Consider the following 21,662-nt stretch of genomic DNA (forward strand, 5'->3'; position numbering starts at 1 on the left):
CGGTGTGCTGCGGGCAAAGGTGGTAGATAGTTATCGCATTGCGAGCGCGAGCGCGGGTCATGCTGTTGCAGGGTTGACAGGGGGGCGCTTGGGCGTGGTTAATCGGTTCGCAAGTTCTCGGTACGCTGTTGTTCCCTCCAATAATCATTCTGGAGCTTCAGATGTCTGCGCCACTCAATCCTGTGTCTTCTGCTGCCTCGTCCTCGTTAACCTTCGAAGCGCTGACGCAATTGCTTGAAACGATTTTTCTGCGCCATGGCACGTCGACGGAGGTCGCCAAGGTGCTGGCCGCCAACTGCGCCGGGGCCGAACGTGATGGTGCCCACAGCCACGGCGTGTTCAGGATTGCGGGCTATGTCTCGACCCTGAAAAGCGGCTGGGTCAACGGACATGCCATACCGCAGGTCGAAGACGTCGCCTCGGGTTTCGTGCGCGTCGATGCCGGCAACGGTTTTGCCCAGCCAGCGCTGGCAGCCGCCCGGCCGTTGCTGGTGGAGAAGGCGCGTAGTGCAGGGATCGCGGTGTTGGCGATTCGCAACTCGCATCACTTTGCAGCCCTGTGGCCGGATGTCGAGCCTTTCGCTGAAGAGGGTCTGGTAGCACTCAGTGTGGTCAACAGCATGACCTGTGTGGTGCCGCACGGCGCTGATCGGCCATTGTTCGGCACCAACCCGATTGCCTTTGCCGCGCCACGGGCCGGCGCTGCACCGATTGTCTTCGACCTGGCCACCAGCGCAATTGCTCATGGCGACGTGCAGATCGCTGCGCGCAAAGGCGAACGGCTACCGGCAGGCATGGGCGTGGACAGCCTCGGTCAGCCAACTCAGGACCCCAGGGCGATTCTCGAAGGCGGGGCGTTGTTGCCGTTTGGCGGCCACAAGGGTTCGGCGTTGTCGATGATGGTGGAGCTACTGGCGGCAGCGCTGACCGGCGGTAATTTCTCATTCGAGTTCGACTGGTCGAACCACCCCGGCGCGAAAACACCGTGGACCGGGCAGTTGCTGATCGTGATTGACCCGAGCAAAGCGGCCGGACAAGGATTTGCCGAACGCAGCGAAGAACTGGTGCGCCAGATGCACGGAGTCGGGCTTAAACGATTGCCGGGTGATCGTCGGCATTTGCAGCGTGCCAGATCGCAGGTCGAGGGCATTGTGCTGGATGAGCACACCCGCGCGCAGTTGCGGGAACTGGCCGGTTATTGAGTGTTGCGGCCACATGAAAAAGGCGAGTCACCAGACTCGCCTTTTTCATGTAGCACGGGGCTTAACGGCGACCGAGCAACAAACCGACCACCAGACCGAAACCGGCCGAGATCGCCACGGTCTGCCACGGATGGCCGCCGATGTAGTTCTCGGTGGCATCGATGGCCGGTTTGGTGCGATCGCGCACGCTTGATACGGAATCCAGCGCTTGCTGCAGTTTGAGAGTGATTTGTCCGCGCAGGTTCTCTGCTTCCTCGCCAACCAGTGAAGCACTGCTCTTGAGCAGTTTGTCGGACTCTTCGATCAGAGCCTGAAGTTCGCTGAAGGCTTGATCCTTGATTTGATCTTCGGCGGCTTGAGCGGCGGATTTGCGGGCCATTGGGTGACTCCTTGCAGTTGAATGGACAGTGATGAATGGAGTCCGGCGTCAGCTAAAAAGTTGCACTGAATTTAGCTCAGGAATAAAAACCTGCGCCGGAGATTTCCGCCGAGCGTGTAAGATGTCGCCATTTTACGCAGCAGGATAATTCCCCATGAGTTTCAATCTGGCCGACAAATCCCTCGCAGAGCGCGCCGCGCTGGAAGACGAGAAATCCCGTCTGTTCGAACTCTGGCAGAACAATCTGGGCAAAGCCAAAGGCGAAGCCGCGCGTTTGTTCGGCGAACGCGCCAAGCGCAAGGGCAAATGGGCTGAGTGGGTCCGGGCTGAACTGGACGGCATGTCGCCGCCGGAGTTTGCCAATATGGTGCGCAGTGAAGTCAACCGCTTGATGGCCGCCAACAAGTAACACGTTTTACCTGAAGCTGGCTGCAATCGCCTCGCGGACCTTGACCACCACCGGATCGATCTGCGTGCTGGTGCGCCAGCCCAGTTCAATCGGATAACGCGGCAAGGCCAGCGGGCAGGCCAGCAGCGCCAGACCACTGAGTGCGGCGATGCGCTCGGCGGCATGTGCCGGAATCGTCGCCACCGCCTGACTGCCCTTGAGCAGGTACGGCAGCGCCGCGAAATGCGTTGTCGAGGCACACACCCGGCGACTCAAGCCCAGCGCTGCGAGCCCTTCATCGGTGATCCCGATAAAACCGCCGGACGACACCAGAATGTGCTCGCGGGCGACAAACTCTTGCAGAGCGATCTGTTGCTGGCCGGGCGCAAGGCTCGCCGGATCGACCAGGCACGCATAACCCCCTTCACCCAACACCTGACGGCTGAGCAAGCGTTCGGCAAAACCGCCAGCGGTGATCGCCAGGTCGATGCTGCGCTCCATCAGGGCGCTGGCGACGATCTGGCTGTGGGTCTGACGGAAGATCAGTCGCAGTTTCGGTGCGCTTCGGGCGATCTCTTCGATCAAGCGCCGGCCGTAGGCGATCTCGAAATCATCCGACAGGCCCACCGTGACGGAACGACCGTCGTATTGATTGGCCGCTGGGTCGACCATCGCCAGGCTTTGCCGGCATTTGTTCAGCGCCTCGCTGATCACCGGTTTCAGTTGATTGGCCTTGAGCGTCGGCGCCAGGCCGCGCCCAGTGCGGACAAACAATTGATCGCCATAGACCTCGCGCAAACGGCGCAATGCTGCGCTGACCGCTGATTGCGTCACGCTCAGACGCAGCGCAGCGCGGCTGGCACTCGACTCCTCATGCAGGGCTTCAAAGACTTTCAGCAGGTTGAGGTCGACGGTGGTGATATTCATATGGCTCATATCATTCAGCAGCAAACGGGGCTTTATTCATGATCCCGCCGCGCTGGAGAATCAGCAACACCTGATCTTGATGGAGTGAGCGTCATGCCTAAATCAATCGTTGCTGCGCTGCAAATCGGCGCCTTGCCCGGTGGCAAGGGCGACACCCTGGAACAGATTCTCAATTGGGAAGCGGCTATCACTGAATCCGGCGCGGCGCTGGTGGTGATGCCCGAAGCTTTGCTCGGCGGGTATCCAAAAGGTGAGGCTTTCGGCACGCAACTGGGTTATCGCTTGCCCGAAGGTCGCGAGGCGTATGCGCGATATTTCGCCAACGCCATCGATGTGCCGGGGGTGGAAACCGAAGCGCTCGCTGGGTTATCTGCGCGCACCGGGGCCAATCTGGTGATCGGCGTGATCGAGCGCGCCGGCAGCACGCTGTATTGCACAGCGCTGTATTTCGATCCGCAGGCCGGGCTGCTCGCCAAGCACCGAAAACTGATGCCCACCGGCACGGAACGGCTGATTTGGGGCAAGGGCGACGGCTCGACGTTGCCGGTGCTCGACAGTCAGGTCGGCAAGCTTGGTGCGCTGGTGTGCTGGGAAAACATGATGCCGTTGCTGCGCACGGCGATGTACGCCAAGGGCGTGGAGGTCTGGTGTGCCCCGACCGTCGATGAGCGCGAGATGTGGCAGGTCAGCATGCGCCACATCGCCCATGAGGGCCGTTGCTTTGTGGTCAGCGCCTGTCAAGTGCAAGCCTCACCGAATGAACTGGGCGTAGAGATTGCCAACTGGCCGGCGGATCGTCCGTTGATTGTCGGGGGCAGTGTGATCGTCGGCCCGATGGGCGATGTGTTGGCGGGGCCATTACGCGGTGAGGCGGGGTTGCTCACTGCTGAAATCGACACTGACGAGTTGGTGCGCGCGCGGTATGACTACGACGTGGTTGGCCATTACGCCCGGCCGGACATCTTCGAGCTGAGCGTGGACGAACGGGCCAAACCTGGCGTGCGTTTCACCGACTGATAAAAACCTATGTGAGCGGGTTTGCTCGCGAAAGCGTGTTTACGTTCAACACTGATGCTGTCTGTTACGCCGTCTTCGCGAGCAAGCCCGCTCCCACAGGGGGGGTTGTGTTGTGTTCGGGGTTATCGCGGGTGCAGCCATTCTTCGCGGGTGATTTCCCAGGTTTCCTGGGGGAAGCGGCCGCTGACGAAATCATCTTCATCGGTACGAATCAGGCGCATCCCGGCACGCTCTGAGAGCTTGCGCGAGCCAATGTTCGGTGCCGCTTTTGGCACGCGCATCAGTGGGCGCCCTAGGGTTCTGAACCAGTAATCGTTGACCGCCGCGCAGGCCTCTGTCATCAAGCCCTGACCTTGCCACGCCGGCGCCAGCCAGAGCCCTCGGTTGTTGTCTGGTTGATCCATCAGGCTGATATTGCCGATCAATTGCTCGGGCGCCGACTTCAGCCGAATGGACCAGTGCCATTGTGTGCCGGCCGCTACTGCCGGCAAAGCAATGTCGCGCAGGTAGGTGAGGGCGCCATCCTCAGGGTACGGCCACGGGACGGCAGCATTGAGGTAGCGAACCACCTCCCAATGTGCGAATGCTTGCTGCACGGCTTCTGCATCCGCCAGTTGCAGTGGGCGCAGGACCAGCCGTTCGGTGTTTAACGTCGGTGTTTCTTCCATGAAACTGCGGCCTCAATGAGTGTCTTTGTTGAACGTGCCAAGTTAACGCATTTTTACCACGTCGCGGCGCTGGTCTTGGGCAGGCTGAGTTTGCCGCTGTCGACAAAACGCATGGTGCCGAACAAGCCGCCCGCGAGCTTGCCGCGCAGCACGTAGGGCAGGTTGTCGAGGGTTTGCGTCTGGCTCAGGCCGAGGGTCTGGCGCAGAACGGAAAACGCCGAAACGCTGACCGGTACGCTGACGATGGCTTCGGAGAACCGCGGAATCGAGCCGCTCTGGTCGCTCACGCCGGAGGCCAGTGAATGGCCGTTGACCTCCAGATCCAAGGCAATGCCGTTGTAGTCGATCGCGGTTTCGTTAGGGTTTTGCACGCGCAATTTGATGGCGAAGCGTACTTCCAGATCCTGGCTGGTCAGCGGTTCGATACCGACCACATTGATGTTCACCGGGTCACGGTTGGGGAACAGCGCGCAGGCACTGAGGGAAAGCACAAGCAGGGACAGGATGACGGCGTGGAGGCGGCGCATAAACAGTCTCTCAACAAAAAAGGGCTGAACCATTGACGGCTCAGCCCTTTGTGTTTAGAGCGCAGCGTCAGCGGTTCAACTGTGCGACAGCCGCCGGTGAGGCAGGTTCACCTTTGGCCGCAACATCCGGGTTTTCCATCACTTGAAGAATAGAGGCCTCAGGATCGAAGTCGTCTTCTTCCAGTTCAATGAATTCTTCCGGCAGGAAGATGTTCAGCACGATAGCGCACAACGCACCGACGGTGATCGGCGATTCGAAGATGTTGCGCAGTGCTTGTGGCAACTCGCGCAGGACTTCCGGCACGGCAGCGATGCCCAGACCCATGCCGAGGGAGATCGCCACGATCAGCATGTTGCGCCGATGCAGGCCTGCTTCGGCGAGGATCTTGATCCCGGCCACGGCCACGGTGCCGAACATTACCAGTTCGGCGCCGCCGAGTACCGGCTTAGGCATCAGTTGCAGCACCGCGCCGATCATCGGGAACAACCCCAACACCACCAGCAGGCCGGCAATAAAAAACGCCACATAGCGGCTCGCCACGCCGGTGAGCTGAATCACGCCGTTGTTCTGGGCGAAAGTCACCATCGGCATGCTGTTGAACACCGCGGCCATGGCCGAGTTGAGACCGTCGGCGAGCAGCCCGGACTTGATCCGGCGGATGTACAGCGGACCTTTGACCGGCTGCCGGGAAATCATCGAGTTGGCAGTCAGATCGCCGGCCGCCTCCAGCGGCGACACCAGGAAAATCACGGCCACCGGCACGAACGCCACCCAATCGAAGTTGAAACCGTACTTGAACGGCACTGGCACGCTGACGAGCGGCACTTGGGGCAAACTGGCGAAATCGACGGTGCCCATCAGCCACGCGACGACATAGCCGAAGGTCAGGCCAATCACGATCGCGCCCAAACGCAGGAACGGCACATCGACCCGGTTCAGCACCACGATGGTGCCCAGTACCAGCGCCGCCAGAAGGATATGGCTGGCCGCGCCCAGATCCGCCGCGCCGAAGCCGCCGGCAATGTCGGTCATTGCCACTTTGATCAGTGACAGGCCCATCAGCGTGATGATTGTGCCGGTCACCACCGGGGTGATCAGCATGCGCAGCTTGCCGATGAATTGGCTCAGCACCACTTCAATGAACGCGGCGAAAAAGCACACGCCGAAAATCGTTGAAAGAATCTCGTCAGTACCACCGCCCCGCGCCTTGACCATGAACCCGGCACTGAGGATCACGCTGATAAAAGAAAAACTGGTGCCTTGCAGGCATAACAGACCTGAGCCTACCGGGCCGAATCGCTTGGCTTGCACGAAAGTGCCGAGGCCGGAGACGAACAGCGCCATGCTGATCAGGTACGGGATTTCGCTTTGTAGGCCCAGGGCACCGCCCATGATCAGGGTCGGGGTGATGATGCCGACAAAGCTCGCCAGCACATGTTGCAACGCGGCAAATACAGTGGCGGTGAGGTGCGGACGGTCGTTGAGGCCGTAGATCAGATCGTTGTTGCGCGGGGCTTTTTCAGAGGCGGTCATGGTGTTTTGCGCGCCGTGAGGCGGGGCCGGGTCAGAAAATGGAGGCGCAGGATGCCGGAAGAGGGCGGCGAGGGCAACGCAATAAAACTGCCTGAAAGGTCAGCTTTTGCGGGGTGCGCCTGCTAAATCGATTCAAGCAAACGCGTGGAGCAAATCCTCTTCAAAGGCAATCTGCGCATCGCCGGGAACCTGCGCCCGATGCCGGGCCAGATGAAACGCCACGTCAAAACTCAACGTGCCTTCGCGCACTGGGCGCAACAGGCCTTTCTCCTGCCAGCCGCGCGCATAGTGATCTGGCAGATAACCCACATGCTTGCCCGACAAAATGAACGCAAGGGTGCCTTCGACCTGTTCCGAACGCGCTGAGCAGTGCTTGCCCTGAAACGGCTCGTCGTGGCGCAGGAACCGGTAAGGATGATCGACCCGGTCACAGGCTTGCAGCGCCGTATCGCTGGGGGCATCGTCGGTAAACAGCGGGTGACCTGTTGCGCAATACAAATGCTGGGTTTCGCTGAACAACTGGCGATAGTCGAAAGCACTTTGTACCTGTGAGAAATAGCCGATGGCCAGGTCCAGCCGCTGTTGCAGCAGCAAGCGCTCCATCTCGCCGGGCATCGCGCTGATCAACTCGATGCGCACAGATTCATCTCGCTCGCGAAAACGTCGGATCGCTTCGGCGACCCGTTGCAAAACCGATTGATCAACGGCCTCGGAAATGCCCAAACGCACCTCACCGATCAGGCGCCCGGCAACGCCGTTGGATTGATGACGAAACACTTCAATCGATTCAAACAACGTGCGGATGGCGATCAACAGTTGCTCGCCCTTGGGCGTGACGCTGAAACCGCCCTTGCCACGGCTGCACAGGCGATAACCCAAGCGAGTTTCCAGTTTGGCCATTTGCTGGCTGATGCTCGATTGGCTCAGGCCCAGTTCACCTTGTGCGGCACTGAACCCACCGGATTCGACGACGCGGACAAACAAGCGCAGCAACTGCAAATCGACATCGTGGAGTTGGCCCAACATCACATTACTCCGGGATAAAGTCAGGATAATTATTCGGGTATTTTTCTAATGTATCCGACGGCGCATTCTGCCACCAATTCCTCCGGTCAGGTGTTCGTCATGGCTCCCCTATCCAAGCTGTGTTTCCCCGCGCTGTTGTTGTCCGTGGCCATCCATGCTCACGCTGAGGACAAGACCCTCAACCTCTACAGTTGGGCCGATTACGTGCCGCCGCCAACCTTGCAGCGTTTCGAGCAGGAAACCGGCATTCATGTGCGCTACGACACCTTCGATACTTGCGAAGTGCTGGAAACCAAGCTGCTCACTGGCGGCAGTGGTTACGACGTGGTCGTGCCGTCCTCCAGCGTGTTAGCCCGCGGGCTGGCGGCTGGCGCTTTGAAAGAGATCCCCCACGACGGGCTCAAGGGCTACGCCAATCTTGATCCGGATCTGCTGGGAAAACTCGCGGCCGTCGATCCTGGCAACCGCTTTGGGGTGCCTTACACCTGGGGCACCCTCGGGCTGGGCATGAACGTTGAGGCCGTGAAAAAACGTCTGCCGGGCGTGCCGCTGAACAGTCTCGATTTACTGTTCAACCCCGAGTACGCGAGCAAGCTCAAGGATTGCGGCGTGGCGATTCTCGATTCGCCGCAGGAAGTCATCGGTCTGGCACTGCACTACCTCGGTAAAGATCCCTACAGCACAGACAAGCAAGATCTGGCCGCCGCCGAGGCGCTGTTGCACAAACTTCAGCCGTCGGTGCTGTACGTCGCCACCGGTCGCCAGATCAATGATCTGGCCAGCGGCAACGTGTGTTTGGCATTGACCTATAACGGTGACGCCAGCATGGCGGCCGATCAGGCTCGCAAAGCCAACAAGCCCTACAAAGTCGCCTACCGGATTCCCAGGGAAGGTACGCTGATCTGGCAGGACAACCTCGCCATTCCCAACGATGCACCCCACCCCGAAGCGGCGCAGGCGTTCATTGAATTCATGCTGCGCCCCGAGTCGGTTGCCGAGTTGACCAACACGCTGTTTTTTGCCAACGCCAACCAGGCAGCGACGCCGCTGGTGGATGAAGCGGTTCGCACTGATCCCGACATATACCCGCCGACCGATGTGCGCGGACGGCTCTATGCCGACCGCAGCATGAGCCTCAAAGACATGCGTCAACGCACCCGTTTGTGGACCACTTTCCGTAGCCGCCAATAGTCCCCTTATCAAAAAGAAGGAACACATCAATGGACGTGCCAATGCAAAACGACCAGGCCATAACCCGTGACAGCCTCTATGGCACCGCCGCTGAAAGTACCTACGCCGGCATCACCAGTTTCATGCGCCGCCGCTACAGCCGTGATTTGCGCGGCGTCGACGTGGCGGTCAGCGGCGTGCCATTCGACACCGCCACCAGCAACCGGCCAGGCGCGCGTTTCGGGCCTCGCGGGATTCGCGCCGCGTCCACCGGGATTGCTTGGGAACGCCACTGGCCGTGGACGTTTGATCCGTTCGATCATCTGGCGGTGATTGATTACGGTGACTGTGATTTTGATTACGGCTCGCCGCACTCGACCCCCGAAAGCATTGAGGCCCACGCCGAACACATCCTCAATGCCGGCAGCGCGATGCTGACCTTCGGCGGCGACCACTTCATTACTTACCCGCTGCTCAAGGCCCACGCCCGCAAGCACGGCGCGCTGTCGCTGATTCATTTCGATGCGCACAGCGATACTTGGCCAGACGAGGAGGGTAAGCGCATCGATCACGGCACCATGTTCTGGCACGCGGCGCGCGAAGGTCTGGTGGATCCGGCGCGGTCGGTGCAGATCGGCTTACGCACCACCAACGACGATCATCAAGGCTTTCAGGTGCTCGACGCCCGTCAGGTGCATCGACGTGGCTGCGAGGCGATTGTTGACGCAATCCGGGCGCGGGTCGGTGATAACCCGGTGTACCTCACATTCGATATCGACTGCCTTGATCCCGCGTTTGCACCGGGCACGGGAACGCCTGTGTGTGGTGGTTTGAGCACGGTGCAGGCGCTGGAGATTCTGGGCGGCTTGCGCGGGATCAATCTGGTGGGCATGGACGTCGTTGAAGTGGCCCCGGATTACGATCAAGCGCAAGTGACTTCCTTGGCGGCAGCGACATTGGCCATGGAAATGCTCTGCCTGTACGCCGCCAAACACAAAGTCGACCTCTAAAACATCAATGGCCCCTGTGGGCGCGAGCAAGCCCGCGCCCACAAAAGTCCACATGATGCAGAAGGCCGTCGTGGCATACTCCCGCGCATGACTTTCGACTCCCCTCTAAGCGCCTGGCAGCATGCCATCGAACACAAGGGCTTCATCCAGGATGAAGCTCAGGAACATGCCGTATGGGCGCTGCAAAAATGCCATGAGGCCCTGCATGCCGATGCGCGTTCGGTCACTGGCGTTTATCTGTGGGGGCCGGTCGGGCGCGGCAAGACCTGGCTGATGGATCAGTTTTATCAGAGCCTGCGGGTGCCGGCGCGGCGTCAACATTTCCATCACTTCATGGGCTGGGTGCACCAGCGTTCGTTTCAATTGACCGGGATCGCCGATCCGCTGCGGGCGCTGGCTAAAGAGTTAGCCGCCGAGGTGCGGGTGCTGTGTTTCGATGAGCTGTTCGTCAACGACATCGGCGACGCGATCATTCTCGGCCGGCTGTTTCAGGTGATGTTCGACGAAGGCGTGGTGATTGTCTGTACCTCCAACCTGCCGCCGGATGATTTGTACGCCGATGGCTTCAATCGCGACCGTTTTGTCCCGGCGATCGCCGCGATCAACACGCATATGCAAGTGGTGGCGGTGAACGGTGCCGAGGATCATCGCTTGCATCCGGGCGCGATCCAGCAGCGTTATTTTGTCGCTAAACAAGACGAGGCCAGCGCCTTGAAGCAGGTCTTTGAAGCGCTGACAGAGGGGCAACCCTCTTGTACTGATCCCGTGGCGATCGGCCATCGGCTGTTGAACGTGGTGCAAAGCACTGAAACGGTGTTGTGGTGTCGTTATGCTGATCTGTGCGAGCAACCCTTCGCCGCCATGGATTTCATCACGCTGTGCGACCGTTACCGGGCTATTGTGGTGAGCGACGTGCCGAACCTCAGCGCGCAGAAACGCGAGGGCCGTATCGCTCGTGGCACCGAAGATGGCGCCGAGCGGGTAGTGGCGGGCGATCGGGAGTTGCCGCAGCTGTCGGTTCACGACGATGGCGTACGGCGCTTTATCGCCCTGGTTGACGAGTGCTACGACCGAAAGGTGCCGCTGTACGTCGAGGCGCAGGTGCCGATGGAGGCGCTGTATACCGAGGGCTATCTGGAGTTCCCGTTCCGCCGCACGCTCAGTCGCTTGCAGGAGATGCAGTTGCAGCGTTTTGCCGAAGCTTGAATGAAGAGGGCGCCATCATGACCCCGCCGCTATCCATCATTCGGACGAATTCTTTTGCGTGGGCGATGCCGGGTTGCGTTCGCAGGATTTCGCCGAACCCGGTTGGACAGAAGGGGTGATCCGAGGGCTCTGAACAATAATTTTTGAAGTGCCGGTTGTCGCCGCGCAGGCCCCCGCGCTAATGTCGCAGCAGCCTTTCAGTACGCACTTTGCGCGCCGGGGCTTTTGTGTGTTCGGGGATGGAAATGGATTCCGCAGAAATTCTTGTGCTTCAAGCCAGCTACACCAATCCACTGCATGCCGAGGCCATCGGCGTGGTGCTCAACCACTATGCCGAAGACCCCATGGGTGGCGGCCATTCGCTCGATCCTGAATTATTGCGACGGCTACCCGAAGAACTGGCGCGCCGCCCGCACGCATTCAGCGTGTTGGCGTTTGTCGGTGGCGAGCCGGCAGGACTGGTGACCTGCTTTGAAGGGTTTTCCACGTTCGCCTGCAAACCCTTGGTCAACGTCCACGATGTGGCAGTGATCAGCACATTTCGCGGCTTGGGGTTGAGCCAGAAGATGCTGCACAAAGTCGAGGAAATTGCCCGGCAGCGCGGCTGCTGCAAGATCACCCTGGAAGTGCTGGAAGGCAACGCCGTGGCACAGAACGCCTACAGCAAGTTCGGCTTCGCCCCTGGCATGTTCGACCCGGCTCATGGGCGCATGCTGTTCTGGATCAAGGAACTGTAGTCGTAAAAAAGGCGCCTCGAGAGGGCGCCCAACTGGCTATCTCCAAGCCAGAACGGGACTATCAGATCTTGGGAGGCAGTCTGTTCACAGTGGATTTTGGGTGAGGGAGCAAGCCCCTCGTCCCGCCAATCAGCATCAGAGCCTCCAGTCCAGACTCAACGTCACCGTGCGCGGATCGCCCCAGAACACACCGTTGTAGAAGCCCACATTCTCGTAGTACTTCTTGTCGAACAGGTTGTCGACGTTCAGCGAGGCCGAGAGATTTTTGTCGATTGCATAGCGCGACATCAGCTTGACCACGGTGTAAGCGCCCTGGTTAATTCGGGCATTTTCGGTGACAAAGTCACCCGCAGCATTGCGCCTGACCGGGCGATTCGAATCGCCGAAGATACGGCTTTGCCAATTCACTGCTCCGCCTACGGTCAACGCTTGCCATTCGCCCGGCAAACGATATGCCGTGGACAGCCGCAGCAGGTGCAGTGGCTGGTTTTCGTGGGTGCGCTTTTTTTCGCCGTTGGCCGAGTGGGTGTAGGTATAACCGGCGGTCACATTCCAGCCGTTGAGGATTTCGCCTGAGACTTCGGCTTCGAAGCCATTGACCTTGTTGCCCTTGCCGCCGGATTTGTAGAACTGCTCGCGGGTGACGGGGTCTGGCGGCACCGAATTGTCGACTTCGGCAACGTTGTCCTGCTTGCTCCAGAACAGCGCCGTTGCCATGTTGAGGCGTTCTTCGAGCAAACTGCCTTTGAGTCCCACTTCGTAGTTGCTGCCAACGACCGGTTCCAGATAATTGCGGCTGCTGTCACGGTTGCTCTGTGGTTTGAAAATATCGGTGTAGCTGATGTAGGCGGTGTATTGCGGCGTCAGGTCATAGAGCAGGCCGGCGTAGGGCGTCCAGATGTCGTTTTGGTGTTGGCGGGTTGTGTCAACGCTGGTCAGTTGCAGGTTTCCGTCATAGTAGTGATCGGCATTTTTGCCTTCCCAACTGCCATAACGACTGCCGAGCACGGCCTGCAGTTCGTCTGTCAGGCTCAAGCGGGTAGCAATGTAACCAGCCTTCTGACGGGTGCTGCCCTTGGAACCGGTCAGTCCGGTGACGGTATCGGGGAACCTGGCGATATCGCCCATGTATTTCCAGTCGCTTAGGTTGCCGTAATCCGCAACGCGCGGACCATTGACGGTTTTGGGGGAGTAGGAGCGGTGCTGGGCCTCGCCGTAACCGAACATCATTTCGTGCTCGCGACCGAGTAGCGAATAAGGGCCTGAAACGTTGAAGTCATAGACGTTCATTTTCTGCGTGCCGATCATGTGCGAGCTATAGGCGACCATGCCGCTACGGTCAGCCTCGGGAAAACCTTCACCACCGTAGTAAACCTTGCCGTCTACGTCGCTTTGGCGGTGAGTGTAAGCGGCTTTCAGGTGCCATCCTCCCGCCAGTTCCTGATCAAGGGTGGCGAATGCGGTCTTGTCCTTGAGCGGCCACGAACTCCAGGATGTCGCCATATTCGTCGATCGGCCGAGCCTGGCCTTGCTACCGTCTGCGTTCCAGTAGGGCACGGTGCCCCAGGACGAGCCCTGCACCTGTTTGTCCTGATAGTCATAACCCACCGCCAGCACGGTGGATTCGCTCAGATCCGCCTCAATAATCCCGTAGCCGACTTCGCGTTGTAGCGCGTACTTGTCGCGAAACGATTGGCTGTCGCGATAAGCCAACACGGTGCGCCCACGCAAGCGACCCTCGAAGGCCAGCGGGCCGCCGACATCCACGTAGCTGTAGTAATCGTCGTAACTGCCGCCACTGACCCCCGCGAGCGTCTGCCATTGCGCCGTCGGGCGCTTGCGCACCATGTTGATGGTCGCCGAGGGATCGCCCGCGCCGGTGGTCAGGCCAGTGGCGCCGCGCACAACTTCAATGCGGTCGTAGATGATGGTGTCGGCGTCGGTCTTCATGCGATCAAAGGTGTTTAGCATCCCGTCGATCTGGAAATTGTTGATCGAGTAACCGCGTGACGAATAGCTGACACGGTCCGAGTCGTTGTGTTGCACCACAATACCTGTGGTCTGGCTCATGGCTTCGGATAACGTGCTGAGCTTGAAATCATCCATCTGCTGGCGGGTGACCACGGACACCGATTGCGGGGTTTGCTTGATCGACAGGTTAAGCCGTGTCGCGGTGCTCATGGCTCCGGTGGTGTAGGCGTCGGTGTTTTCGGTGGTGCGACCCAGGCCTTGGGCGGTGACGTGGGTCGATGCCAGCTCCAGCGCAGGCGCTGGCGGCGGGGCTTTGTCGGGCTCGGCTTCAGCCAAAAGATCGGGGCTCAGAGCGGTTGCAAAGAAGCCGAGAGTGAGGGTTATGGAACGGGTGATGGGCGCAAGCATCGCAGCCGACTCCTTGTCTTTGAGAAAAAATCCGTTTGTTCAAAGACGAAGCGAGGAACTGCTATTTAGTGATAAACGCGAATTATTATTATTTGTAGATATTTCGGGCATGAAAAAGGGGCCAGTCTCGGCCCCTTCTCGGTTTTATTGCTTAACCACTGCGCGTGTCGGACTTTCGGGCGTTTTCGGCTTCATCAGGCTGAAGTCGATCAATGCCTTCTGCTGGCGCTGGTAGGGGTTACCGATCAGCAGTGGACGAGGTTTGAAGCTGTCACTGACCAGACTCTTGCTAGGGTCGAACTCATCGAAGCTCAAACCTGCCATGTCGGCCCAAGTGTGGATCAGATGCGAGCTGCTATAAGGCCGCTGCAGGTCACCGGCGAGGTTCCAGTCATGGTTCTCCCGCCATTTCGGCGAGGCCCATGCCATGAACGGAATGGTGTACATCGGCGCGGTCGGCTTGTTTTCGTTGCGCCCGAGGGTGCTATGACCCACCGAGTCGAACACGTCTTCGCCGTGGTCCGACAGGTAAAGCAGGAAACCATTCTGATCGGATTTGGCGTAATCCTTGATCAGGCTCGAAACCACAAAGTCGTTGTACAGCACGGCGTTGTCGTAGCTGTTGTAGGTCGGTACCTGATCGTCACGCACACCGGCCGGCACCCCGTTGCGATCCTGGAACTTGTCGAAGCTCGGCGGATAGCGGTACTGGTAGCTCATGTGGGTGCCGAGCAGATGCACGACGATCAGCTTGCGCGGTGCAGCATCGGCCAATGCTTTGTTAAATGGCTCGATCACGTCGCCGTCGTACTGGGCGGCGTTCTGATTGCGGTTGTTGTTCAGGTACACCTGCTCGTCGGCCTGTTCGGAGAAGGTCGTGAGCATGGTGTTGCGCTTGGTCATGGTCTGCTGGTTGGTGATCCAGAAGGTCTTGTAACCCGCCTGTTTCATCATGCTGACGAGCGATGGCGTGGCCAGGTACAGATCCGGATGTTCTTCGTCAGCGAAAGTCAGTACCTGCTGCAGCGCCTCGATGGTGTAAGGGCGAGGGGTGACGACGTTGTCGAAGATCGCCAGTTGATCCTTGAGTTTGTCCAGTTCCGGCGTGGTATTGCGTGGGTAGCCGTACAGGCTCATGCGCTGACGGTTGGTCGACTCACCGATCACCAACACCAGTGTGGAAGGTTGATCGGCATTCGCAGCCTTGAGGTTGTGCAGCGGAGGAATCTTGCTGGCGCTGTGCAGCATGTCCTGCATGTCGGCCAATGTGTCGAGATAACGGTGATATGCCACCGCCATCTGCCATGGCACGGCAGGCTCGATGCGGGATTCGAACTTCTCGAAACCCTGGGCAAAGTTGCCCATGCGCAGGGTCTGCTTGACCAGCGGATAACCCACTACGGCAATCAGAATCGCCATTGCGGCCACGAACGCGCGGCCACGGGGCATGTGCACCGGACGCAAACGCGTCCAAAGGAAATAGGCAAATGCGGTGTGAGCGAGGAACGCCGGAACCATCCACCAGGCAAAGTACTGGGTCATGTACTCGCCGGCTTCGGACACGTTCGACTCGAACATGATGAAGATGACGCTCTGCGAGAATTCCTGCTGATAGATGAAGAAGTAGCCCAGACTCGCCATCGAGCAGGCCCACAACACCACGCCGATGATGGCGGCCAGCATTTTTGTGCGCTTGGGGAACATCAGCATTGGCGCCAGCCACAGCGCACTCATGAAGAACGCCTGGCGGAACCCGGAGAAGCCGGATGTGCCGGTCAACTGGATCAGCAGTTGGGTGATACCCGAGAAGTACCAGAAAAACACGAACAGCCAGAGAAGTCCGGCCCAATCAAAACCTGTCGCAGTCGTTTTGCTGCGTTTGAACAATGCCATTCGGCGCTCCAGCTCACTCGTTACAACCACCGCCGGAGCATCCATGTAGCCGACGAACGAAAGCCGCACGCGTACGTACGGCCAGAATGGGCGCAGTATTACGAAGGGAATGTGAAAAGTTCGTGAGTGGCCTTGCGTGGTGCGAGGCAAGTCGTTTCGGGAACAGCGTCTGCCGTTCCCGGGGGGGCTGGCGGGGGCGTGGAATCAGGCCTGGGGATTACGCTGAACGACCGGCAAAGGTTGCGGCTGCGCACCTTGGGTCAGCAGGCGCAACTGCGCCAACTCCTGCTTCAATTGGTCGCGTTCGTTTTTCAATTGACGCAATTCATCGCGACGGATTGTCACGTACAGGGTTTGTGGCGGCATTGCTGTGTGTACTGTGCCCATTGCTCACCTCGCAAATGGCGTGTCTCAACTGTAAGTCGTCCCCGATTCGGGGTGCTGACTTACTATCGGCGCCAATTTTGGTTTCTTTTGCCAGTGAATGGAACTTTTTTATTTTTCATGGTCGGTGTGTCTTCGCCACGATTCAAGGCGTTATCAGTCTGGATCGGGCACAATGCCCGGAAACTTCATCGCAACGCTCTGGACTAACCTCCATCAGTCGCGTTGGGCTATAACCAATGACACACATTTATTTGCAGTAAGGAGCATCAGCACATGCAACTCGGGATTATTGGACTGGGCCGCATGGGCGGCAATATTGCGCGGCGCCTGATGCTCAACGGTCACACCACCGTTGTTTACGACCGCAATACCGCCTTTGTCGACACCCTGGCCGCCGAGGGCTCTAAGGGCGTTGCCGATTTGCCGGCACTGGTCGCCGGCCTGGCCAAGCCGCGTGCGGTTTGGGTCATGCTGCCGGCCGGTGCGCCGACCGAAGACACTATCGAAACCCTGAGCACCCTGCTTGAGGCCGGCGATACCATCATCGACGGCGGCAACACCAACTATAAGGATGACATTCGCCGGGCGAAGACCCTGGCCGAGAAAGGCCTGCATTACATCGACGTGGGCACCTCCGGTGGCGTCTGGGGCCTGGAGCGCGGCTACTGCATGATGATCGGCGGCGACGCCGAAACCGTGACGCGTCTTGATCCATTGTTCGCCGCCCTGGCGCCGGGCATGGGCGACATTGCGCGCACCAAGGATCGCAAGTCCGACGATCAGCGTGCCGAGCACGGCTACATTCACGCCGGTCCGGCCGGTGCCGGGCACTTCGTGAAGATGATTCACAACGGTATCGAGTACGGCATGATGGCGGCCTTTGCCGAAGGCTTCGACATCCTCAAGACCAAGTCGAGCGAGCGTCTGCCGCAAGATCAGCGTTTCGACCTCAACGTGGCCGACATCGCCGAAGTCTGGCGTCGTGGCAGTGTGGTGTCGTCCTGGCTGCTGGACTTGACCGCCGACGCCTTGGCCAGTGACCCGAAACTCGACGGGTTCTCCGGTTCCGTAGCAGACAGCGGCGAAGGTCAATGGACCATCGAAGCGGCCATGGAACAAGCGGTGCCGGTGCCGGTACTGTCGAACTCGCTGTTCTCGCGCTACCGTTCGCGCGGTCAGGGCACCTTTGGCGACAAGATCCTGTCGGCCCAACGCTTCGGCTTCGGCGGCCATGTGGAGACTCCAAAGAAATGACCCATACGATCCGCAGAAAATCCAAGGCAGAACCCGCACCACCGACCACGCTGTTTTTGTTCGGTGCTCACGGCGACCTGGTCAAGCGCTTGCTGATGCCGGCGCTGTATAACCTCAGTCGCGACGGTTTGCTTGATGAGGGTCTGCGGATCGTCGGTGTTGACCACAACGCCATTACCGATGAAGCCTTCGCGCAAAAGCTCGAAGACTTCATCCGTACCGAAGTGGCGGCGAAAGTCGGCAAGGGCGATCAAATGCTTGATCCGGCCTTGTGGGCCAAGCTTGCCAAAGGTATCAGCTACGTTCAGGGCGATTTCCTGGACGACAGCACGTATAGCGCGCTGGCGGCAAAAATTGCCGACAGCGGCACCGGCAATGCGGTGTTCTACCTGGCCACCGCGCCACGTTTCTTCAGTGAAGTGGTGCGCCGCCTGGGGGCCGCCAAATTGCTTGAAGAGACCCCCGAAGCATTCAGAAGGGTGGTGATCGAAAAGCCGTTTGGCTCCGATCTGCAAACGGCTGAAGCGTTGAACGCCTGCTTGCTCAAGGTGATGTCCGAGAAACAGATCTTTCGGATCGATCATTACCTGGGCAAGGAAACCGTGCAGAACATTCTGGTCAGCCGGTTTTCCAACAGCCTGTTTGAGGCCTTTTGGAATAATCATTACATCGACCACGTACAAATCACCGCCGCCGAAACCGTGGGTGTCGAAACCCGTGGCAGTTTTTATGAACACACCGGCGCCTTGCGGGACATGGTGCCCAATCACCTGTTCCAGTTGCTGGCGATGGTCGCGATGGAACCCCCGGCGGCGTTCGGCGCCGATGCGGTGCGTGGCGAGAAGGCCAAAGTGGTCGGCGCGATCCGCCCATGGACCGTAGAACAAGCCCGCGCCAACTCGGTACGCGGGCAGTACAGCGCCGGTGAAGTTGGAGGGAAGCCGCTGGCCGGTTATCGCCAGGAAGCCAACGTATCACCCGACAGCAGCACTGAAACCTACGTCGCGCTGAAGGTCATGATCGACAACTGGCGCTGGGTCGGCGTGCCGTTCTACCTGCGCACCGGCAAACGCATGAGCGTGCGCGACACCGAGATCGTCATCTGCTTCAAGCCAGCGCCTTACGCGCAGTTTCGCGATACGGAGGTTGACGAGTTGCAACCGACCTACCTGCGCATCCAGATCCAGCCCAACGAAGGCATGTGGTTCGACCTGCTGGCCAAGCGCCCGGGCCCGGCCCTCAACATGGCCAACATCGAGTTGGGGTTTGCTTACAAGGACTTCTTCGAGATGCAACCGTCGACCGGCTACGAAACGCTGATCTACGACTGCCTGACCGGCGATCAGACGCTGTTCCAGCGCGCTGACAACATCGAGAACGGCTGGCGCGCGGTGCAACCGTTCCTCGACGCCTGGCAACAGGACGCCAGCGTGCAGACGTATGCCGCCGGTGAAGACGGCCCGACCGCCGCCGAAGATCTACTGACTCGCGATGGTCGCGTCTGGCATGGTCTCGGATGAATGAGGCGCGGCAACAACCCATCCGTTTTTTGCTCAGTGACATGGACGGCACACTGTTGCTGCCAGATCACACATTGAGCCAGCGCACCATCGAGGCCGTTCGTTCATTGCGCGAGGCAGGCGTACTGTTCAGTCTCGCCACCGGGCGCCCACCCAAAGCCATGTTGCAGCAAATCGAGGCGTTGGGCGTCGATCTGCCGACGGCGGCGTTCAATGGCGGCACCATCGTCAATCCCGACGGCAGTCTGCTGGTGGCGCATTATCTTCCGGCCACCGCTGCGCTGACGGCACTGGCAACGTTCGCCGATCAGCCCGAGGTTGAAATCTGGGTGTTCAGTGGTGGCGACTGGTTACTCAAGGATCCGCACGGCCCGATGGTCCCGCGCGAACAGCATGGCCTGGGCTACCCACCGGTCGTGGTCGAGAGTTTCGAGCCGTATCTGGAGCGTATCGACAAGATCGTTGCCACCAGCAACAACACCGAACTGCTGATCGAACTGGAGGCGCGTTTGCTGCCCAGGGTTGAAGGCCAGGCACAGGTGTCGCGTTCGCAACCGGTGTATCTGGACGTCACGGCGCTGGAAGCTCACAAAGGGACTGCGCTGGCGACGATTGCCGCGCATCTTGGCATCCCGATGGAGCAGACGGCCGCGATTGGGGATGGTGGCAATGATCCGGCGATGTTCCATTGCGCAGGATTGTCGATTGCCATGGGGCAGGCGGAGGAGGCGGTGCGGCGTCAGGCTGATGTGGTCACTGCGCCGAACACCGAAGATGGCGTCGCCCAAGCGATCGAAAAATACATCCTGCCTCGCTGATTCACGCATTAAAAAAGTGGGAGTGGGCTTGCTCGCGAAGAGGCCGTGTCAGTCAACGTATCGTCGAATGACACACCGCTTTCGCGAGCAAGCCCGCTCCCACATCAGTTATGTGTTTACAGCCAGTAGCTGACGGCGTACCAGCCCAGGGAACCCATCACAACGGTGTAAGGCACTGCCATCCACACCATTCGGCCATAAGACAGACGCACCAGCGGTGCAATTGCCGAGGTCAGCAGGAACAGAAACGCTGCCTGACCATTCGGTGTCGCAACACTCGGCAAATTGGTGCCGGTGTTGATCGCAATCGCCAGCGTCTCAAAGTGCTCGCGGGTCATGTGCCCAGCCAGGAATGCCTGTTTCACTTCGGTGATGTAAATGGTTGCCACGAACACGTTGTCACTGATCGCCGAAAGCACGCCATTGGCAATGAACAACATGCCCGGTTGCTGGTCGGCCGGCAGCGCCAGCACCCACTCGATCAGCGGCGCAAACAAGTGTTGATCGTGAATCACCGCGACCACGGCAAAGAACACCACCAGCAAGGCAGTGAACGGCATAGCGTCCTTGAACGCGCTGCCCAGACGATGCTCATCGGTGATCCCGGTAAACGCGGTGATCAACACGATCACCATCAGGCCGATCAGGCCCACTTCCGCGACATGGAAAGCCAGCCCGGCAATCAGGATCAGCGCGGCGGCGCCTTGCACCAGCAGGGCGGCGCGTTGGCGATTCGTGCGCTTGGCGTTGTCCTCGGCGGCATAGTTGGCGAGTACGGCGCGCACGTTCTCCGGCAGCAGTGTGCCGTACCCGAACCAGCGCAGCTTCTCCAGCAAAACGCAGGTCACAAGACCTGCCACCAGCACTGGCACGGATACCGGGGCGACTTTCAAGAAGAACTCGGCGAAGTGCCAGCCCATTTCATGGCCGATCAGCAGGTTCTGTGGCTCGCCGACCAATGTGCAGACGCCACCCAGCGCCGTGCCCACCGCGCCGTGCATCAACAGACTGCGCAGGAACTCGCGGAACTGTTCCAGATCGTCATGTTGCAGGGGGGGCAAGTGTTGGTCGTCATTGATTTCACTGTCCTGCCGTGGATCGTTGCCCGAGGCAACCCGGTGGTAGACCGCGTAGAAACCGACACCCGCGCTGATGATCACCGCTGTGACGGTCAATGCATCGAGAAACGCTGAAAGAAACGCCGACAGGAAGCAGAACATCAGAGACAGCAGCGCTTTTGAACGTACGCCCAATAACAGCCGCGAAAACAGAAACAGCAGCAGGTCCTTCATGAAGTAAATGCCGGCCACCATGAACATCAGTAGCAAGATCACCGGAAAGTTGTGCACCAACTCATCATAGAGTGCCTGCGGCGTGGTCATCTTCAGCAGCAGGGCTTCAATCAGCAATAAACCGCCGGGCATCAACGGATAACACTTGAGGGCCATGGCCAGGGTAAAGATGAACTCGATCACCAGCAGCCAGCCAGCCGCGACGGGGCCAGCAGTGAACAGCACGACAGCATTAAGGATCAGGAATCCAACGATGGTCGCTTTATACCAGCGTGGTGAATGCCCTAGAAAGTTATGCGCGAACGCCTGGGCCATTGAACCGGACATC

The 21,662-nt window shown here is 59.4% G+C and carries 20 protein-coding genes; 10 read left to right on the top strand and 10 right to left on the bottom strand.

Annotation, left to right across the window (positions count from 1 at the left end; all coding sequences use genetic code 11):
* The first annotated feature begins 161 nt into the window (after positions 1 to 161).
* A complete protein-coding gene (locus K5E40_RS15930) occupies positions 162 to 1,202 on the top strand; it encodes an Ldh family oxidoreductase (protein ID WP_221731636.1) in 1,041 nt (346 codons plus the stop codon).
* Between the two features lie 61 nt (positions 1,203 to 1,263).
* On the opposite strand, the gene K5E40_RS15935 is transcribed toward K5E40_RS15930, so the two are convergent.
* Complete coding sequence (locus K5E40_RS15935; protein ID WP_221731637.1) at positions 1,264 to 1,581, bottom strand: YqjD family protein; 318 nt, start codon at positions 1,579 to 1,581, stop codon at positions 1,264 to 1,266.
* Positions 1,582 to 1,735: 154 nt separating this feature from the next.
* Between K5E40_RS15935 and K5E40_RS15940 the strand changes: the two genes are divergently transcribed.
* Positions 1,736 to 1,990 carry a hypothetical protein gene (locus K5E40_RS15940; protein ID WP_038363082.1) on the top strand — a complete coding sequence of 85 codons (255 nt, stop codon included), beginning with the start codon at positions 1,736 to 1,738 and terminating at the stop codon, positions 1,988 to 1,990.
* A gap of 6 nt (positions 1,991 to 1,996) precedes the next feature.
* Here K5E40_RS15940 and K5E40_RS15945 read toward each other — a convergent pair whose 3' ends face one another.
* Entirely contained in the window at positions 1,997 to 2,905 is a 909-nt protein-coding gene (locus K5E40_RS15945; protein ID WP_221731638.1) for a LysR family transcriptional regulator, read from the bottom strand.
* Positions 2,906 to 2,989: 84 nt separating this feature from the next.
* On the opposite strand from K5E40_RS15945, the gene K5E40_RS15950 reads away from it, so the two are divergent.
* Positions 2,990 to 3,913: a carbon-nitrogen hydrolase family protein gene (locus K5E40_RS15950; protein WP_221731639.1), complete on the top strand. Its 924-nt coding sequence runs from the start codon at positions 2,990 to 2,992 to the stop codon at positions 3,911 to 3,913.
* Between the two features lie 122 nt (positions 3,914 to 4,035).
* Here K5E40_RS15950 and K5E40_RS15955 read toward each other — a convergent pair whose 3' ends face one another.
* The 4 genes from K5E40_RS15955 to K5E40_RS15970 all read right to left on the bottom strand — a co-directional run bounded on the left by K5E40_RS15955 (position 4,036) and on the right by K5E40_RS15970 (position 7,668).
* A complete protein-coding gene (locus K5E40_RS15955) occupies positions 4,036 to 4,581 on the bottom strand; it encodes a GNAT family N-acetyltransferase (protein ID WP_221731640.1) in 546 nt (181 codons plus the stop codon).
* Positions 4,582 to 4,634: 53 nt separating this feature from the next.
* Positions 4,635 to 5,108, bottom strand: a complete 474-nt coding sequence (locus K5E40_RS15960; protein ID WP_221731641.1) for an LEA type 2 family protein — start codon at positions 5,106 to 5,108, stop codon at positions 4,635 to 4,637.
* Between the two features lie 67 nt (positions 5,109 to 5,175).
* Complete coding sequence (locus K5E40_RS15965) at positions 5,176 to 6,642, bottom strand: nucleobase:cation symporter-2 family protein (RefSeq protein WP_221731642.1); 1,467 nt, start codon at positions 6,640 to 6,642, stop codon at positions 5,176 to 5,178.
* Positions 6,643 to 6,774: 132 nt separating this feature from the next.
* On the bottom strand, positions 6,775 to 7,668 hold the full coding sequence (locus K5E40_RS15970) for a LysR family transcriptional regulator (RefSeq protein WP_221731643.1): 894 nt from the start codon (positions 7,666 to 7,668) through the stop codon (positions 6,775 to 6,777).
* 99 nt (positions 7,669 to 7,767) lie between these two features.
* On the opposite strand from K5E40_RS15970, the gene K5E40_RS15975 reads away from it, so the two are divergent.
* From K5E40_RS15975 to K5E40_RS15990, 4 genes are all read left to right on the top strand, one after another.
* Positions 7,768 to 8,859, top strand: a complete 1,092-nt coding sequence (locus K5E40_RS15975; RefSeq protein ID WP_221731644.1) for a polyamine ABC transporter substrate-binding protein — start codon at positions 7,768 to 7,770, stop codon at positions 8,857 to 8,859.
* A gap of 29 nt (positions 8,860 to 8,888) precedes the next feature.
* Positions 8,889 to 9,848, top strand: a complete 960-nt coding sequence (speB, locus tag K5E40_RS15980; protein ID WP_221731645.1) for an agmatinase — start codon at positions 8,889 to 8,891, stop codon at positions 9,846 to 9,848.
* A gap of 87 nt (positions 9,849 to 9,935) precedes the next feature.
* Positions 9,936 to 11,054, top strand: a complete 1,119-nt coding sequence (zapE, locus tag K5E40_RS15985) for a cell division protein ZapE (RefSeq protein WP_221731646.1) — start codon at positions 9,936 to 9,938, stop codon at positions 11,052 to 11,054.
* 245 nt (positions 11,055 to 11,299) lie between these two features.
* Positions 11,300 to 11,791: a GNAT family N-acetyltransferase gene (locus K5E40_RS15990; RefSeq protein ID WP_221731647.1), complete on the top strand. Its 492-nt coding sequence runs from the start codon at positions 11,300 to 11,302 to the stop codon at positions 11,789 to 11,791.
* A gap of 135 nt (positions 11,792 to 11,926) precedes the next feature.
* On the opposite strand, the gene K5E40_RS15995 is transcribed toward K5E40_RS15990, so the two are convergent.
* The 3 genes from K5E40_RS15995 to K5E40_RS16005 all read right to left on the bottom strand — a co-directional run bounded on the left by K5E40_RS15995 (position 11,927) and on the right by K5E40_RS16005 (position 16,450).
* Positions 11,927 to 14,170, bottom strand: a complete 2,244-nt coding sequence (locus K5E40_RS15995) for a TonB-dependent siderophore receptor (RefSeq protein ID WP_221731648.1) — start codon at positions 14,168 to 14,170, stop codon at positions 11,927 to 11,929.
* Between the two features lie 144 nt (positions 14,171 to 14,314).
* Positions 14,315 to 16,063 (bottom strand): phosphoethanolamine transferase CptA, encoded by a 1,749-nt coding sequence (locus tag K5E40_RS16000; RefSeq protein WP_221731649.1) that lies wholly within the window; start codon positions 16,061 to 16,063, stop codon positions 14,315 to 14,317.
* Between the two features lie 204 nt (positions 16,064 to 16,267).
* Positions 16,268 to 16,450 (bottom strand): DUF6026 family protein, encoded by a 183-nt coding sequence (locus K5E40_RS16005; RefSeq protein WP_221731650.1) that lies wholly within the window; start codon positions 16,448 to 16,450, stop codon positions 16,268 to 16,270.
* 273 nt (positions 16,451 to 16,723) lie between these two features.
* Between K5E40_RS16005 and gnd the strand changes: the two genes are divergently transcribed.
* Genes gnd through K5E40_RS16020 form a run of 3 tightly spaced genes read left to right on the top strand, consistent with a single transcriptional unit; the run spans position 16,724 to position 20,042 of the window.
* Positions 16,724 to 17,704, top strand: a complete 981-nt coding sequence (gnd, locus tag K5E40_RS16010; protein WP_221731651.1) for a phosphogluconate dehydrogenase (NAD(+)-dependent, decarboxylating) — start codon at positions 16,724 to 16,726, stop codon at positions 17,702 to 17,704.
* A complete protein-coding gene (zwf, locus tag K5E40_RS16015; protein ID WP_221731652.1) occupies positions 17,701 to 19,224 on the top strand; it encodes a glucose-6-phosphate dehydrogenase in 1,524 nt (507 codons plus the stop codon). The genes gnd and zwf overlap by 4 nt, the downstream gene beginning before the upstream one ends.
* Entirely contained in the window at positions 19,221 to 20,042 is an 822-nt protein-coding gene (locus K5E40_RS16020) for an HAD family hydrolase (protein ID WP_221731653.1), read from the top strand. Before zwf ends, K5E40_RS16020 begins: the two co-directional genes overlap by 4 nt.
* 116 nt (positions 20,043 to 20,158) lie before the next feature.
* Here K5E40_RS16020 and nhaB read toward each other — a convergent pair whose 3' ends face one another.
* Positions 20,159 to 21,661 carry a sodium/proton antiporter NhaB gene (gene nhaB / locus K5E40_RS16025; protein WP_221731654.1) on the bottom strand — a complete coding sequence of 501 codons (1,503 nt, stop codon included), beginning with the start codon at positions 21,659 to 21,661 and terminating at the stop codon, positions 20,159 to 20,161.
* Position 21,662: the final 1 nt, after the last annotated feature.

Source organism: Pseudomonas baetica (genome assembly GCF_019733355.1).
Taxonomy (GTDB): Bacteria; Pseudomonadota; Gammaproteobacteria; order Pseudomonadales; family Pseudomonadaceae; genus Aquipseudomonas; species Aquipseudomonas baetica_A.

Excerpts from the sequence above, each read along its gene's own strand:
- nhaB (WP_221731654.1), bottom strand. The coding sequence starts at position 21,661 with ATGTCCGGTTCAATGGCCCAGGCGTTCGCGCATAACTTTCTAGGGCAT.
- speB (WP_221731645.1), top strand. The coding sequence starts at position 8,889 with ATGGACGTGCCAATGCAAAACGACCAGGCCATAACCCGTGACAGCCTC.
- gnd (WP_221731651.1), top strand. The coding sequence starts at position 16,724 with ATGCAACTCGGGATTATTGGACTGGGCCGCATGGGCGGCAATATTGCG.
- K5E40_RS15950 (WP_221731639.1), top strand. The coding sequence starts at position 2,990 with ATGCCTAAATCAATCGTTGCTGCGCTGCAAATCGGCGCCTTGCCCGGT.
- K5E40_RS15995 (WP_221731648.1), bottom strand. The coding sequence starts at position 14,170 with ATGCTTGCGCCCATCACCCGTTCCATAACCCTCACTCTCGGCTTCTTT.
- K5E40_RS15955 (WP_221731640.1), bottom strand. The coding sequence starts at position 4,581 with ATGGAAGAAACACCGACGTTAAACACCGAACGGCTGGTCCTGCGCCCA.
- K5E40_RS16000 (WP_221731649.1), bottom strand. The coding sequence starts at position 16,063 with ATGGCATTGTTCAAACGCAGCAAAACGACTGCGACAGGTTTTGATTGG.
- K5E40_RS15945 (WP_221731638.1), bottom strand. The coding sequence starts at position 2,905 with ATGAGCCATATGAATATCACCACCGTCGACCTCAACCTGCTGAAAGTC.
- K5E40_RS15935 (WP_221731637.1), bottom strand. The coding sequence starts at position 1,581 with ATGGCCCGCAAATCCGCCGCTCAAGCCGCCGAAGATCAAATCAAGGAT.
- K5E40_RS15965 (WP_221731642.1), bottom strand. The coding sequence starts at position 6,642 with ATGACCGCCTCTGAAAAAGCCCCGCGCAACAACGATCTGATCTACGGC.
- zapE (WP_221731646.1), top strand. The coding sequence starts at position 9,936 with ATGACTTTCGACTCCCCTCTAAGCGCCTGGCAGCATGCCATCGAACAC.
- K5E40_RS15960 (WP_221731641.1), bottom strand. The coding sequence starts at position 5,108 with ATGCGCCGCCTCCACGCCGTCATCCTGTCCCTGCTTGTGCTTTCCCTC.
- K5E40_RS15940 (WP_038363082.1), top strand. The coding sequence starts at position 1,736 with ATGAGTTTCAATCTGGCCGACAAATCCCTCGCAGAGCGCGCCGCGCTG.
- K5E40_RS15930 (WP_221731636.1), top strand. The coding sequence starts at position 162 with ATGTCTGCGCCACTCAATCCTGTGTCTTCTGCTGCCTCGTCCTCGTTA.
- K5E40_RS15990 (WP_221731647.1), top strand. The coding sequence starts at position 11,300 with ATGGATTCCGCAGAAATTCTTGTGCTTCAAGCCAGCTACACCAATCCA.
- zwf (WP_221731652.1), top strand. The coding sequence starts at position 17,701 with ATGACCCATACGATCCGCAGAAAATCCAAGGCAGAACCCGCACCACCG.
- K5E40_RS15970 (WP_221731643.1), bottom strand. The coding sequence starts at position 7,668 with ATGTTGGGCCAACTCCACGATGTCGATTTGCAGTTGCTGCGCTTGTTT.
- K5E40_RS16005 (WP_221731650.1), bottom strand. The coding sequence starts at position 16,450 with ATGGGCACAGTACACACAGCAATGCCGCCACAAACCCTGTACGTGACA.
- K5E40_RS15975 (WP_221731644.1), top strand. The coding sequence starts at position 7,768 with ATGGCTCCCCTATCCAAGCTGTGTTTCCCCGCGCTGTTGTTGTCCGTG.
- K5E40_RS16020 (WP_221731653.1), top strand. The coding sequence starts at position 19,221 with ATGAATGAGGCGCGGCAACAACCCATCCGTTTTTTGCTCAGTGACATG.